The sequence below is a fragment of the Kitasatospora sp. NPDC040550 genome (assembly GCF_055594965.1).
The window spans coordinates 316,783-329,854 of sequence record NZ_JBVIWC010000001.1 but is presented as its reverse complement, the minus strand read 5'-3'; the positions used below and the strand labels follow the sequence as shown (position 1 = coordinate 329,854).

Annotated in this window: 12 protein-coding genes; 9 read left to right on the top strand and 3 right to left on the bottom strand. The window is 74.7% G+C overall.

The window, feature by feature from the left end:
• Window positions 1-60 precede the first annotated feature (60 nt).
• From ACZ58X_RS01510 to ACZ58X_RS01495, 4 genes are all read left to right on the top strand, one after another.
• Window positions 61-1,233, top strand: a complete 1,173-nt coding sequence (locus ACZ58X_RS01510) for a glycoside hydrolase family 3 N-terminal domain-containing protein (RefSeq protein WP_470331619.1) — start codon at window positions 61-63, stop codon at window positions 1,231-1,233.
• Between the two features lie 336 nt (window positions 1,234-1,569).
• Complete coding sequence (locus ACZ58X_RS01505) at window positions 1,570-2,043, top strand: hypothetical protein (protein WP_470331618.1); 474 nt, start codon at window positions 1,570-1,572, stop codon at window positions 2,041-2,043.
• Between the two features lie 239 nt (window positions 2,044-2,282).
• Window positions 2,283-2,627 (top strand): ArsR/SmtB family transcription factor, encoded by a 345-nt coding sequence (locus ACZ58X_RS01500; protein WP_360240416.1) that lies wholly within the window; start codon window positions 2,283-2,285, stop codon window positions 2,625-2,627.
• Window positions 2,628-2,751: 124 nt separating this feature from the next.
• The gene (locus ACZ58X_RS01495; RefSeq protein ID WP_470331617.1) at window positions 2,752-2,892 is read left to right on the top strand and encodes a DUF6126 family protein; all 141 of its coding nucleotides are present in this window, start codon (window positions 2,752-2,754) and stop codon (window positions 2,890-2,892) included.
• A 25-nt stretch (window positions 2,893-2,917) separates the two neighbouring features.
• Here ACZ58X_RS01495 and ACZ58X_RS01490 read toward each other — a convergent pair whose 3' ends face one another.
• The gene (locus tag ACZ58X_RS01490; protein WP_470331616.1) at window positions 2,918-5,485 is read right to left on the bottom strand and encodes a cytochrome P450; all 2,568 of its coding nucleotides are present in this window, start codon (window positions 5,483-5,485) and stop codon (window positions 2,918-2,920) included.
• A 405-nt stretch (window positions 5,486-5,890) separates the two neighbouring features.
• Here ACZ58X_RS01490 and ACZ58X_RS01485 point away from each other — a divergent pair, with 405 nt between their 5' ends.
• From ACZ58X_RS01485 to galE, 5 genes are all read left to right on the top strand, one after another.
• Window positions 5,891-6,655 (top strand): sigma 54 modulation/S30EA ribosomal C-terminal domain-containing protein, encoded by a 765-nt coding sequence (locus ACZ58X_RS01485; RefSeq protein ID WP_470331615.1) that lies wholly within the window; start codon window positions 5,891-5,893, stop codon window positions 6,653-6,655.
• Window positions 6,656-6,765: 110 nt separating this feature from the next.
• Window positions 6,766-7,242: a hypothetical protein gene (locus ACZ58X_RS01480; RefSeq protein ID WP_470331614.1), complete on the top strand. Its 477-nt coding sequence runs from the start codon at window positions 6,766-6,768 to the stop codon at window positions 7,240-7,242.
• Window positions 7,243-7,698: 456 nt separating this feature from the next.
• Window positions 7,699-9,900: an RICIN domain-containing protein gene (locus tag ACZ58X_RS01475; RefSeq protein ID WP_470331613.1), complete on the top strand. Its 2,202-nt coding sequence runs from the start codon at window positions 7,699-7,701 to the stop codon at window positions 9,898-9,900.
• 144 nt (window positions 9,901-10,044) lie between these two features.
• Window positions 10,045-10,701 (top strand): hypothetical protein, encoded by a 657-nt coding sequence (locus ACZ58X_RS01470; RefSeq protein ID WP_470331612.1) that lies wholly within the window; start codon window positions 10,045-10,047, stop codon window positions 10,699-10,701.
• A 148-nt stretch (window positions 10,702-10,849) separates the two neighbouring features.
• Window positions 10,850-11,866 carry a UDP-glucose 4-epimerase GalE gene (galE, locus tag ACZ58X_RS01465; RefSeq protein WP_470331611.1) on the top strand — a complete coding sequence of 339 codons (1,017 nt, stop codon included), beginning with the start codon at window positions 10,850-10,852 and terminating at the stop codon, window positions 11,864-11,866.
• Window positions 11,867-11,873: 7 nt separating this feature from the next.
• Here the strand turns inward: galE and ACZ58X_RS01460 are convergent, their stop codons facing one another.
• Both ACZ58X_RS01460 and ACZ58X_RS01455 read right to left on the bottom strand, forming a co-directional pair.
• Window positions 11,874-12,584 (bottom strand): lytic transglycosylase domain-containing protein, encoded by a 711-nt coding sequence (locus ACZ58X_RS01460; RefSeq protein ID WP_470331610.1) that lies wholly within the window; start codon window positions 12,582-12,584, stop codon window positions 11,874-11,876.
• Between the two features lie 82 nt (window positions 12,585-12,666).
• The gene (locus ACZ58X_RS01455; protein WP_360240392.1) at window positions 12,667-12,873 is read right to left on the bottom strand and encodes an antitoxin; all 207 of its coding nucleotides are present in this window, start codon (window positions 12,871-12,873) and stop codon (window positions 12,667-12,669) included.
• Window positions 12,874-13,072: the final 199 nt, after the last annotated feature.

Genomic DNA, 13,072 nt, shown 5'->3' with positions numbered 1-13,072 from the left:
CCGGGTGCGGGGGTGTGCGGGCTGCCGGGGGGCGGGTTCCTGGGTACGCTGACGGACCGTATGCCGTTGGTGACCCTGGAGGGACGGATGGCCCCGTTGCGGCGGATCGCCCAGTTCACGTCGGTGCTGCTGGTGGTGGCGGCCGCGCTCGGCCCGGTTCCGGCCGGGTCGGTGACGCGTGGGAGTGGGCTTCCCGGTGAGAGGAACCTGGAGATGACCGGACGGCACCAGGACTCGCGTCAACTCGCGGGCCGGCGCATCGTGCTCTCCTATCCCGGGCCGACGCCGCCGCCCGGGGTGCTGCGGGCGATCCGGGAGGGCCGGGCGGCCGGGGTGATCCTGTTCGGTGAGAACGTCACCGGTCCGGAGCAACTCGCCGAGGCGGTGGCCGCGTTGAAGCAGGCCGCCGCCGAGGCCCCGGAGGCGCGCCCGCTGCTGCTGATGACCGACCAGGAGGGCGGCAGGGTGCGCCGGCTGCCCGGGGCGCCGGAGCTCTCCGCCCGCCGTACCGGGACGGCCCCGGATCCGTTCGCCGCCGCCGTGGACTCCGGTGCCGGCGCCGCCGCAACGCTCGGCGACGCCGGGTTGAACGTCAACCTGGCCCCGGTGCTCGACGTCTACGACACCCCGGGCAACTTCATCGACCGCTACGAGCGCTCCTACGGCCAGGACCCTGCCACGGTGGGCGAGTTGGGCAGTGCCTTCCTCGCCGCCCAGCAGGGCCGGGGGGTGGCGGCCACCGCCAAGCACTTCCCCGGTCTGGGTGCGGCGGCCCGCGACGAGAACACCGACGCCCGCCCCGTCACCCTCCCCGTCCCGCTGGACCGGCTGCGCTCCCGCGACGAGGCCCCGTACCGGGCCGCCATCGCCGCGGGCGTGCGGATGGTGATGGCCTCCTGGGCGGTATACCCCGCGTTGGACCCGGACCGCCCGGCGGGGTTGTCCCCCACCGTGGTCCAGGGTGAACTCCGCGAGCGCCTGGGCTTCGAGGGCGTCACCGTCACCGACGCCCTGGAGGCCGACGCCCTGACCCCCTACGGTCCGACCGGCCCACGGGCCGTGGCCGCCGCGGCGGCCGGGATGGACCTGATCCTCTGCTCCGCCCGCGACCCCCAGCAGGGCGAGGACGCCACCACCGCCCTGGCGGCGGCCCTGGACTCCGGTGACCTCGACCGCGCCGCCTTCACGGCGGCCGTCGCCCGGGTGGACGCACTGCGGGAGGATCTCGGCTGACGGCGGCCCGGGCGGACCGAGCGGTCCGGGCGGCCCCGCTGCTCGGCCCCGCTGCTCGGTCCGGCCGCCGGGCCAGCCGCCGGGCCAACGGTTCATCCCGGGTTCAACGGGCCGATGCCCGGAGAGGTACGGGGGTTCGCCCTGCCGGATGGGAACACGCCATCGTAGGCGTGCTTTCGGTCGGAGGCGTCGGTTCGAAGGGGAAATGGCGCTTGGGGGTTTGAATCGCATGGCAGAGTTGCGGTCAAGGCACACATGAAATGTCACATGTGCCATGACACATTGCTCGATCCCCGTCCCACGAGTTCATTCCTCACACCCTCCGAAGGAGGAGCCATGAACCGCATCACCCGCATCACCCGCATCACCCGGATCGCGGCGGGCGCGGCCGGTGCCGTCGCGCTGCTGGGCGCGCCGCTGCCGGCGTTCGCCGCCGGGCAGGAGACCGCCACCGTCACCACCTGCGGGCGCTCCGGCCTGCAGGCCGGACTGTCCACCAGGGTCTGCGCGGACGTCACCGGTGACGCCGTCGTGCTGTACGGCCTGATCGGGCTGGCCGGGCCGCCCTCGCCGGGAACGCCGTGGCCGCCGGCGCCGCAGGAGCTGGTCACCCGGCTGTCGGCCGACCTGGCCGGCGTCGGCCCGCTCGGCGCGGTGGCCGGGCGCACCGAGTTCAGGGTCAGCACGGTCAGGGTGGAAGGGGTCGGCGCCACCGTGCCCTGCGGGTCGGTCCTGCACGCCTCCTTCTCGGTGGAGGGCAGCATGCGCGGACCGGCCCCGGTCACCCTGGAACTGCCTGTAGGCTGCTGACGGCGCGTCACCCGGACTGCCGGGCCCGGGAGTTGGCAGCGTCCCGGGCCCGGCTCCGGGCCGTCCCGGCCCGGCCGTCGATGTGGGAGCGGTCACCTTCCCTTGTGGCGACTTGAAGAAATCTTCATCTGTCGCGATGATGCCTACCGGCCGCGGCACCACCCTGCCCGGCCGTGTCGACCGTACGACCGGGCAACCCCGGACGACCACCGAGCCGGATCCGAGGGAGGGAACGGGCCATGCCGGTCCCGCTGTACCAGGCCAAGGCGGAGTTCTTCCGCACCCTCGGCCACCCCGTCCGGATCCGGGTCCTGGAGCTGCTCCAGGACGGCCCCCGGCCGGTGCGCGAGCTGCTGGCGGAGATCGAGATCGAGCCGTCCAACCTCTCCCAGCAGCTCGCGGTGCTGCGCCGCACCCAGCTGGTCACGGCCACCCGCGAGGGCAACACGGTGGTGTACGCGCTCAGCACCCCGGACGTCGCCGAGCTGCTCAGCGCGGCGCGGCGGATCCTGACCGAGCTGATCACCGACCAGGGGGCGCTGCTCACCGAGCTGCGCGCCGCCGGGAGCCGGTCGCCCCGCTGAGCCGGTAGCAGCCCGCCGCCCGCGCCCGCAGCCCGTAGCGCGAACCCCCGCAGTCCACGCCGGCAGCCGGGGGCGCGCACCGGCCGGGCGACCGTGACCGTGACCGACCCGAGGAGAACAGCCCATGGGCGACAGTGCCGACGGCACCAGCGAGGAGAAGCGCCGCCGCAAGGCGATGCTGATCCGCGCCGGCGTCTACATCTTCGCCACCCACCTGTTCGCGGGCTTCGTCCTGCTGCTGTTCGCGCTCGGCGACCGCAAGTAGCCGTACGGCCCGTCAGCGAGGTCCGTCAGCGAGCCCGGTCGCCCGGCACCAGGTAGCGGTCGCTGGTGCTGGTCCAGGCCTGGACGCCGGCGACCAGTTCCCGGGTGCCGTCCAGGTACCAGCGCCCCGCCGGGTGGCGGCGGCCCAGGTCGCGACGCAGCCGCTCGTTCTCCCGGTGCAGGGTGCTGACCCGGGTGCGCACCGCCCGGACGGCCCGGCTGCGGGTGCAGCCGCGGACCCGCTGGAGGGTGAGGACGGTGTTGAACGCGGCGGCGCTCTGGCGTTCCTCCCGCTCCAGCGAGTAGAGGTCGTTGATCAGCGTCGCGGCGTCGGCGGTGTTGGCGCGCAGGCGGTGCAGCGCGGGTTCCGCGTGCAGGGCGGCGGGGGCGTCGGCGCCGTGGACCCGTTCCAGTATGTTCATGAACGGGTAGACGCAGCTGCCGTGGCGGCGCAGCCGCATGGTGTCGGCGAGCCCGAGGCCGAGCGCGGGGACGGTGCCCCGGGCGCGGTGTTCGGCCTCGGCGGGGAAGGTGGCCAGGCAGGCGCGCCACTCGCGGGCCGCCCGGGCGCGCCAGGCGGGGGAGGTGGACCGGCGCTGCCGTTCCCACAGTTCCTGCCAGGCGGTGAGGAGCAGGTCGCCCGGTGCTGCGGGGCGGGCGTCGCCGTCGAGGGCGGAGATCAGCGGGTCGACCAGTGCGTGGGCCTCGGCGGGCCGGCGCCCGGGTGGGCCGTCGAAGCGGTCGTCCAGGACGGTGAACCAGCCCAGCATGTCCACCAGCAGGTCCAGTTCGGTGCCCCGGGCGCGGGGGAAGGCGTGGCCGATCAGCTCGTGCAGGGCGTAGGCCCGGTAGTCGGGGAGTTCGGTGGGGGCGAGCAGGCCGTGGCGGACCGCCCAGTCGGCGTGCCGGTCGGCGGCGGCGCGCAGTTCGGCGGGCGGCCGGGGGAGGGGGACGGCGGCGGGCGCGCCGGGGCGGGCCGTGGCGCCGGTGAGCGGACAGCCGCCGGCGTGCGGCCGGTCGGCACCGGTCCCGGCCGGTGCGAGGCCCGCAGTGACCGCGAGGCCCGTGGTGACCGTGGTGACCGCGGTGGCTGCGGTGACTGCGGCGTCCGCCGCCACGCCGCGCCCGGTCGGGGCGGAGGTGGGGACCGCCGCACTCGGCGCGGCGGAGCCACGCGGCGCCAGCCGGACCCGCAGGCCGTGGGCCTGGACGGTGGTCCACACCACCTCGCGGGCCCGCGCCCCCGGCACCGCCACCGGCCGCCAGCGGCGCAGGATCGCGGCGGCCGCGACGGTCAGCTCGGCCCAGGCGAAGGCCTCGCCGATGCACTTGTGCTTGCCCGCCCCGAAGGGCAGGAAGGACGGCCGCCCGAGCCCGCCGCCGTCCTGCCAGCGCTCGGGCCGGAAGCTCGTCGGGTCGTCGTAGCGCAGCGGGTCGCGGTGCAGGGCGGTGAGGCTGTACAGCAGCTCCGTCCCGGCCGGGATCCGGTACGGGCCGAGGTCGACGGGCACCCGGGCGGTGCGCATCAGGAAGGCGTTGGGGGCGTGCAGCCGCACCACCTCCTGGGTGACGCCGCGGGTGTACGTGAGCCGGGCGAGCGCCTCGGGGGTGGGGGTGGCCCCGGCGGGCAGGTGCTCGTCGAGTTCGGCCAGCACCCGGGCCTCGACCTCGGGGTGGCGCAGGAGTTCGTCGAGCAGCCAGGTGAGGGTGGTGGAGACGGTCTCGGTGCCGGCGCCGAACATGGTGATGGCCTCGGAGCGGACGTCGGCCTCGGTGAGCGGACGGCCGGTGGCCGGGTCGGTGGCGGCGCGCAGCAGGGCCGGCAGGGTGCCGCCGCGCTGGTCCGGCCGGGCGGTCCCGGGGCGGCCGTTGACGGCCTGGTCGACCACCCGGTTGAGCACCCGGACGGCGGCGTCGAAGCGTCGGTTGACGGGCAGCGGGAGCCGGGCGAGGGCCGGGTGGGGGTAGAGGGACTGGACGATCTGGCCCTTCACCAGGTCGGGCAGCGCCCGGTGGAAGGCGAGGGTGGCGTCCTCGCTGAGCCGGGCGTCGAACAGTGAGCGGGTGACGATCTCCAGTGCGAGGTGGTTCATCTCCTTGGCCACGTCGAGGACTTGGCCGGGGCGCCAGCGGCCGGCCCGCTCCTCGGTGACCTGGTGCATCACGGCCAGGTACCCGGCCATCCGGTCGGGGCCGAAGGCGGGCTGGATGATCCGGCGGCGGTCGCGGTGCGCCTGCCCCTCGGACATCAGCAGGCCGTCGCCGAAGGCGGTCTTGAGGGTGTCCTGGACGGCGCCGCGCGGGCAGTCGTGGGCGAGGGCGACGAGCAGGGTGTGGACGAGTCGGGCATCGGTCACCACACAGACGGTGCGGGGTCCGAGCCGGATGCGGACCACGCCGCCGTGGCGGGCCAGCGAGCCGAGGAAGCCGAGCGGGTCGCGCAGCAGGGCGGCCGCGTGGCCGAGTCCGGGCAGGGCGCCGGGGGCGAACGGGGGGACGGCGGCGCGGGGGGCGGGTGCGGGGGGCGGCGTGGTTCTCGGGGGGACGATCCGTTTCCGTGTCTCTGCCAGTAGGGCGTTGGTCGGCAGGGTCATGACACTTCCTCTCACCAGAGGGGCCGGTGCGGGCGGTACCGGGGGAAGGCACCGGCCGGTCGGCCGGGTGGCGGGGACCGGCGAGCGCGGACCCCGCGTGCGCCAGGGGCAGAGGGCGCACGCCATGGAAAACGCGCCGGTCGGACGGGCGTTGCGCCGAACGCGCCCGGATCACTCCAACGGACGATCATCGTGTCGGCCCTGCGCACGGTCCTGCGTCCGCCCCTCCGTCAGCTCCGCCGCCCGGCCCGTCCGCCGGCGTCGACCGGGCCCGCTCCCATCGCCCTGACCTGCACCGATGTCCTCCGCCCGGCGGCTCGTCCCGGGCCCCGACGGGAGGGTCTTTGGACCCTCGCCGCACGGCCGTGGGGGCGCCAGCATGGTGGGCGGAGAAGGAGGAACCTGATGACCCGTCTGCGCCGCCGGCCCGCCCTGGACGTCCGGCTGGAGATCCGCGGCGAGCTGCCGCGCGAGGACGCCGAGTACGCCCGGAGCCGGGCGCAGGACACCGCAGCCCTCCTGGGCCCCGACGCCCACGGGTTGCGGCTGCGGCTCACCCGGGCCCGCGACCGCGGGCTCACTCGGCCCGCGCTCGCCCAGGCCGACGTCGAACTGGACGGCACCGGACCGCTCCGGGTCCAGCTGGCCACCGGCACCGCCCGGGAGGCCGTCGATCCGGTGCTCGGCACCCTGGCCGGCCGGGTGGTCCGGCTGCGCGAACTGGGCGACATCGGTCCGGCCGCCGTCCACGAGAGCGCCTACCGCCCGCAGTACGCCGACCGTCCGCTCGCCCGGCGGCGGATCGCCCGGCACAAGACGGTCGTGCTCGCCCGCCGCACCCCGGCGCAGGCGGCCCGCGAACTGCTGCTCCTGGACCGGCGGTTCCACCTCTTCCTGGACGCTGACACCGGACGGGACGGCCTGGCCCACCGCTGCCCGCTGAGCGGTGCGGTGGAGCCCTGGCCCACCGGCGGCGACGGGGTGCCGGTGCTCGACCTCGCCGGGGCGGCCCGCCGGCTCTGGCTCACCGGGCGCCCGTTCGTCTGCCACGCCGGCCCCGAGGACGGCCGTGCCCGGGTGCTCTACCGCCGCTACGACGGGCACTACGGCCTGATAACGCCGGTAGCGGACGGCGGTCGCGGGGCAGGAATGCCCTCGGCGCGCGATTGAGTCCGTGAGGTTCGACCGCCCGCCGTAGCGCACCGCCCGGCGGACCGCACCACCCGCCGGGCTCCACGACCCTCCAGACTCCACCAATTCCACGACAGGGGAACGGGACCATGGACTGTGATGACGAGGTCATGCTGACCGTCCGGATCACCGCCGCCGAACGGGCGCTGCTGCGGGACCTCGCGCGCGGCCACGGCGGCGACGTCTCCGGCGTCGCGGTCGACGGGCTGCTGGAGGTCATCCCCTCGCTGCACGACGACGGTACGGTGCTGCCGCTGCTGCGGGTCCTGGCCCGACCCGCGCCCTGTGCGGTCACCCTCTGGCTGCCCGCGCCGGTCGCGGACCTGCTGCCGCTGCTCGGCGAGCGGCTGATGCGCACCGGCGGGCCGTCGGCGGGCCCGGCCAGCGCCGCGCTCTCCGCCGCGCTGCGGCTGTGGCTCGCCGGGGACCGGGCGGTGCTCGCCGCCGGGCTGGCCCGGTTGCACGGCGGCTGCGGTGCGGTGGGGGCGGCGGGTGCGGCGGGGGCGGCGGGGGCGGTGGGCGGACCGGCGGTCGGTGGTCCCGCCCGGGTCGAGGTCGCGGCCTGAGCGCCGGAGTCGGGGCCGGGGCCGGGGCCGGCTGAGGGCTGGAGTGAGCCAAGTGACTGGTCGTCATATACCTGAGGGCGATGGCATGTCCGAGGCGGAAACTTCGCTGTTCGGGGCGCTGGCCAGCTCCCGGCGGGAGGTCTAGCATTCGACACGGCCGCCGGGGCCCAGGCCCCGGGGGTTCCGGCCGGGTGGCCGCCACCACCCCTGTGCCGGGGAGCGCGTACCCCCCGAGTGCGCTCCCCGGCACTTCGCCGCCCGGGCGACTGGGCCCCGCCCCGCCCCGCCCGGCCCCGCTCCGCCCGGCGACGCTCCGCCAGGCCACGTCTCGAACGGGCTCGGGAATTTCGCAAGAGGTTTCTGTTATTCCCCGCCGCCCCACCCGCTCTCCCTCGTGTCGGAAGGTTCGGACCCCTCACCACAGGGCCCGGACCGTCGCACGAGGAAAGGAACGCGATGGGACACCGGAGCAGCGAACTCCGCCGGCGCAGGCGCCGCAGGTTCACCCGTAGGAGCGCCCTGGTCGCCGTGGCGGTCGCGGCCGGACTGGTCGCGGGCACCCTTGGCCTGCGCACCGCGCTGGAGCCCGGGGCGATGCGCAGCACCGTCACGGCGGCGGACGCGCCGCTCGACGCGGTCGCGGACGACGGTGGCCCGGGGGAGACCGGCACCGCCGAGGGCGCCACCAGGGCGCCCGCCCCGAAGCGGGACGAGAAGGCCGCTCCGCCCAAGGCGATACCCAAGGACCAGCCCGACCGCGGCCTGGTCTACGCGGGGTTGAACCTGCCGACCGGTGACCGCTGCGGCAACATGCTGGAGGTCACCGGCAGCGCCCAGTGCAGCCACGGCCCGGACGCCCCGCCCAAGGACGTGGACATCCACAAGGACGTTGCGCCGGTCGCCGCCCCGGCCGCCCGGGTGCCCGCGCTCACCCCGCCCGCCGGAGCCCAACCGCCCTCGGCAGCGGACCTGTTGAAGGGCGGCGCTCCCGTCCTCGACGCCGCCCAGAAGGCGCTGCTCGGCGAGGCCGGCCAGGGCTCCGCGGGGCAGGACGCCGCCACCCCGCCCGCTGCCGCCCCGGCCGCCGGATCGGGCCTGGTCTGCGAGGGGGACGGCAGTAGTGGCAACCGCGTCCAGGTGGTGTACGTGCACACCCCCGGCAACGACCGGTTCGCCCAGTACCTGTCCTCCTTCAAGAAGTGGGCCGCGGACGTCGACGTCATCTACGACGCCAGCGCCGCCGAGACCGGCGGTGTGCGGCACGTCCGCTTCGTCACCGAACCCGACTGCACCGCATCGGTGTTGAACGTGCAGATCTCCGACTCCGAGATCCAGGACTTCAACGCGAGCAACCGCGCCCTGGCCGCGCAGGGGTTCAACCGCAAGGACCGCAAGTACATGATGTTCACCGACGCCAAGGTGTACTGCGGGATCGGCACCTTCGCCGGTGACGAGCGCCCGGGCCAGGACAACCTCAGCAACTTCGGCCCCTCGTACGGACGGACCGACTCCGGCTGCTGGAGCGGCACCACGGCCGCGCACGAACTCGGCCACAACCTGGGCGCGGTGAACAACAGTGCACCCAACTCCAGCAAGGCCGGTCACTGCACGGACGAGTGGGACATCATGTGCTACTCGGACGCCCCGAACTACCCGCAGATGCGGATCGCCTGCCCGGACCGCGCGCACGACGACCGGCTCGACTGCAACCACGACGACTACTACAACACCTCCCCGGCGCCCGGCAGTTACCTGGCCACGCACTGGAACGTCGCGAACAACCGCTTCCTCATCGCGGGCAACGGCGGCGGGACCGGTCCGAACCCCACCCCCACCCCGACCCCGACCTCTGGCCCGACCCCCACGGGAACGCCCACCCGCACGCCCTCGCCGTCCCCGACGCCCACCGGCGGCCCCACCGCCACGCCCACCGGCTCCCCGTCGCCGACCAGGACCCCGACCCCGGGCGGCACCGGCCCCGATGTGACGACAAGTCAGATCACCCAGAACTCGGTCGTGCTGAGCTGGAACGCCGTTCCCGCCGCAGCCGGTTACGACGTCCAGCTGAACGGCCAGACCATCGGCACCGTCCGCTCGACCGTGGTCGGCGTGGTCCGGCTGGCTCCCGGCACCGGCTACACCGTGGCCGTAGCCGTCCGCGACGCCGCCGGATCGGTCGGCAAGCCCGGCCGCGCGGCGAACTTCCGCACCCTCGCCGACGCCGGCCGCCCCCAGCCCGGGGCCCACTACAGCATGGTCAACGGCCTCACCGGCCAGGCCGCCGACCTGTGGGGCAGCTCGATGAACGACGGCACCGTGGCGATCGGCTACCAGCGCACCGGCTACGCCAACCAGAAGTGGCAGTTCGAGGATGCCGGCAACGGTGCGCTGCGGATCAAGTCCGCGCGCTCGGGCAAGTGCCTGCAGCTCGGCGGCACCCCGGTGGCCGGACAGTACGTGGCGCAGCAGCCGTGCTCCGACGCCGCCGCGCAGAAGTGGCAACTCGCCGCCACGGACGGCGGGTTCACCCTCGCCGCCGACGGGACCGGGCTGGTGCTCGGGCTCAGCGACCGTTGGTACTACGGTGGTTGGCTGCTGGAGTTGCAGCAGCCGAACGGCCGGCCGTACCAGAACTGGTCGCTGGTGAAGACCTTGTAGCCGGTACGACCGCACGATCCCGCACCACCCCGTTCCACCCCGCACGATCCCGCACCACGGGTGCGGCCGCCGTCACCGGACGGCGGCCGCACCCGGCGCCGCCGCTCCACGAACCCTCACCCCACCCGCCGAGGACCGCCCGACATGCGAACCCGCACCCGCCCGCTGCTCGCCTCCCTAGCCCTCGCCGCCGTCGCCGTCCTGCCCACCGCCGCACCCGCCGCCGCCCACGGTGACACCGTCCACCTGGACGTGACCGGTCAGCAGGACGGCCGCGTCAGCACCGTCGCCACCTGGGAGAACGACCACGACCCGGTTACCGAGGAGTTCGCCGGCACGCTCTCCGCGACCGCCGCCGACGGCCGGACGGTCGGCCCCTGGCGGCTGGTCGCCGTGCCGGGCCGCCCGGGCACCTACACCACCCGGGAGCTGCTGCCCGCCGGGCACTGGAAGATCTCCGTCGACTGCGCCTTCCCCTCGCTGGGCCACGGCGAGCGCGAACTCGACGTCGAGGCGGCGGCGATCAGCGACCCGGTGCCACTGGACGCGGCCCCCTCCGCTGCGGCCTCGGCCTCCGCTGCGGCCTCGGCCGCCAACTCCTCGGCCTCCGCAGGAGCCTCCGCCGCGTCCGGCGCCACACCCACCGCGGGCCCGACCGTGGTGGCCGCCGCGGCCACCACCGCCGCGCCCGCCCACGAGACCACCGACGACGCCACCACCTGGGCGGCCATCGGCACCGCCACCGCGGCCGTGCTGCTGGTCGGCACCGGCTTCTGGCTGCGCGGACGCGCCCGCCGCTGACGGGCCGGAGCAGGGCGCGCCCCGGCCGGCCGTCGGCGACCGTGATCCATCACGCACGGCAAACCGGGAACCCGTGGCGTACGAGACACGTCTGAGCGATCACCGGGCGTCACCGGACGCCCGGCCGATCGCGAGGGAGCGTCCGCGCATGAGGAAGGTCCTGATCACCGGCGGTGCCGGCTTCATCGGCAGCACGGTGGCCTCGGTCCTGCTGGACCGGGGCATCACCCCGGTCGTCCTGGACGACCTGTCCAAGGGCCGCGCCGAGTTCGTGGAGAACCGCGTCTTCTACGGGGGCGACATCGCCGACGCCGCCCTGCTGGAGCGGATCTTCACCGAACACCCGGACATCGACGCCACCGTGCACTGCGCGGCCAGGATCGTCGTCCCGGAGTCGGTGGCCAAGCCGCTGTTCTACTACCGGGAGAACGTCGCCAAGACCGTCGAGCTGCTCGACGCCCTCCAGCGCCACGGCTGCACCCGGGTGGTGTTCAGCAGCTCCGCCTCGATCTACGCGCCCACCCCGGACGGCCGGGTCGACGAGGACTCGGCGCTGGAGGCGAACAGCCCGTACGCGCGCACCAAGCTGATGATGGAGCAGGTGCTCCAGGACTGGACCCGGGGCGAGGGCGCCGAGCGGCAACGGGTCATCACCCTGCGGTACTTCAACCCGGTCGGTGCCGACTCCCGGCTGCGCACCGGCCTGCAGAACCTCAACCCCAGCCACGCCCTGGGCAAGCTGATCGAGGCCCACACCGAGGGTACCCCGTTCACCGTCACCGGCGTGGACTGGCCGACCCGGGACGGCTCCGGCATCCGCGACTACGTCCACGTGCAGGACCTGGCGGAGGCCCACGTCGCGGCGCTGCTCCGGTTCGACGAGGTGATCGCCCCCGACGCCGCCGACCGCTTCCGGGCGATCAACGTCGGGACGGGCGAGGGCACCACCGTCCGCGAGCTGGTCGCCGCCTTCGAACAGGCCGTCGGTGGCAAGCTGGACGTCCGCGAGGCGGGCCCGCGTCCGGGCGACGTGATCGGCTGCTACGCCTCCGTCGACGCCGCCCGCGAGCTGCTCGACTGGACGCCGCGGCGCACCCTCGCCGAGGGCGTCGCCGACGCGCTCGCCTGGCGTGCCAAGTGGGCCGACCGGCTCGGCGCGAGCTGACCGGCCGTCACCGCTGCTTCACGGCCTCGCCGGACTTCGCCCAGTTGTCGTGCAGGCGGTCCAGGTAGGACTGCGCCTGCGGGCCGATCTTGACGCCCCGGGCGAAGGCGAGCATGTTGCCCGCCCCGGCGTTGTAGCCGAGGGCGAGCAGCTCGTCCTGGTCCAGCGGGGCGCTCACCTTGGCGGGGAGCTGTTCGGCGAGGTCGTGGAGGTGCCAGGCGGCTGCCTGGACGGCCAGGTTGCGGTCGTCCGGCAGCTCCTCCCAGCGGCGGGAGGCGAACGGGCGGCCCGGCTTGGTGTCGTCGAAGGCGGCCCGGTGCATGTTGGCGATGCCGAAGGCGGCGTCCGGCTTGCCGCGCTGCCAGGCCCGCTCGAAGTCGGGGTCGTGCGGCTTGTACGCCTCGTTGTAGAGGATCGCCATCAGCAGCTGGGGGTTGATCCCGGCCTCGGCCGCGTACCGGCGCACCGGCGCCGCGTAGTCGGCGGGCTCGTAGGGGCCGGAGGGCTTCGACGGGACCGCCGACGGCCCGCCGGACCCGGCGCCCGCCGAACCGGAGGCGACGGACGACGGGGCGGTGGCGGACGACGAGGACGAGGGCGTCGCCGAAGCGGCCCCGGGTTCGTGGCCGCCGCTGCGGACGATGCCCCACCCGGCCGCCGCCAGGACGCCGATCACGATCCAGCGCCCCCAGCGCGGACCCTTCTGCTCTTCGCTCATCGCCGTCGGCCCTCCCCGTTCGCTCGTCATCCAGTTCGACCGTCGTACGCTCGCTCGCGCCCCGCGGGAGGCCCGGCCGGTCCTACTCGGCGGACTTCGCGTCGCCGTCGAGGTTGCGCAGGAAGTCCTTCGCCTTCTCGACGCCGGTGTCGATCTGCCCGCTGTACTTGCCGTCCGTGCGGTCGTCGATCACGTCGCCGACCTTCTCCAGGCCCTGCCCGAGCACGTCGCTGTGCTCGCGGGCGAGGTCGGTGGCCTTGTCCGCGATGTTCTTAAGACTTTCAAACATGGTGACGCTCTACTCCTCTGGTGCGTTCCTGTTGGTGTGCCGACGTGGCGGGGATCATGGTCATCCTAACGAGGGCCGGCCGGGCGGTCCGCCGCTGCGGAACGGCGGCGAGTGACTTTGCTGAAATGGGTTTGTATGCTCCACACCAGCCTCTACAGGCCTGTAGACGGCGGGAATTGCCAGCGGACGGATGGCGTCC

Bases quoted from the DNA above. Each gene is read 5' to 3' on its own strand.
- ACZ58X_RS01455 (WP_360240392.1), bottom strand. From the start codon at position 12,873: ATGTTTGAAAGTCTTAAGAACATCGCGGACAAGGCCACCGACCTCGCC.
- ACZ58X_RS01510 (WP_470331619.1), top strand. From the start codon at position 61: ATGCCGTTGGTGACCCTGGAGGGACGGATGGCCCCGTTGCGGCGGATC.
- galE (WP_470331611.1), top strand. From the start codon at position 10,850: ATGAGGAAGGTCCTGATCACCGGCGGTGCCGGCTTCATCGGCAGCACG.
- ACZ58X_RS01470 (WP_470331612.1), top strand. From the start codon at position 10,045: ATGCGAACCCGCACCCGCCCGCTGCTCGCCTCCCTAGCCCTCGCCGCC.
- ACZ58X_RS01490 (WP_470331616.1), bottom strand. From the start codon at position 5,485: ATGACCCTGCCGACCAACGCCCTACTGGCAGAGACACGGAAACGGATC.
- ACZ58X_RS01480 (WP_470331614.1), top strand. From the start codon at position 6,766: ATGGACTGTGATGACGAGGTCATGCTGACCGTCCGGATCACCGCCGCC.
- ACZ58X_RS01485 (WP_470331615.1), top strand. From the start codon at position 5,891: ATGACCCGTCTGCGCCGCCGGCCCGCCCTGGACGTCCGGCTGGAGATC.
- ACZ58X_RS01505 (WP_470331618.1), top strand. From the start codon at position 1,570: ATGAACCGCATCACCCGCATCACCCGCATCACCCGGATCGCGGCGGGC.
- ACZ58X_RS01475 (WP_470331613.1), top strand. From the start codon at position 7,699: ATGGGACACCGGAGCAGCGAACTCCGCCGGCGCAGGCGCCGCAGGTTC.
- ACZ58X_RS01495 (WP_470331617.1), top strand. From the start codon at position 2,752: ATGGGCGACAGTGCCGACGGCACCAGCGAGGAGAAGCGCCGCCGCAAG.
- ACZ58X_RS01460 (WP_470331610.1), bottom strand. From the start codon at position 12,584: ATGAGCGAAGAGCAGAAGGGTCCGCGCTGGGGGCGCTGGATCGTGATC.
- ACZ58X_RS01500 (WP_360240416.1), top strand. From the start codon at position 2,283: ATGCCGGTCCCGCTGTACCAGGCCAAGGCGGAGTTCTTCCGCACCCTC.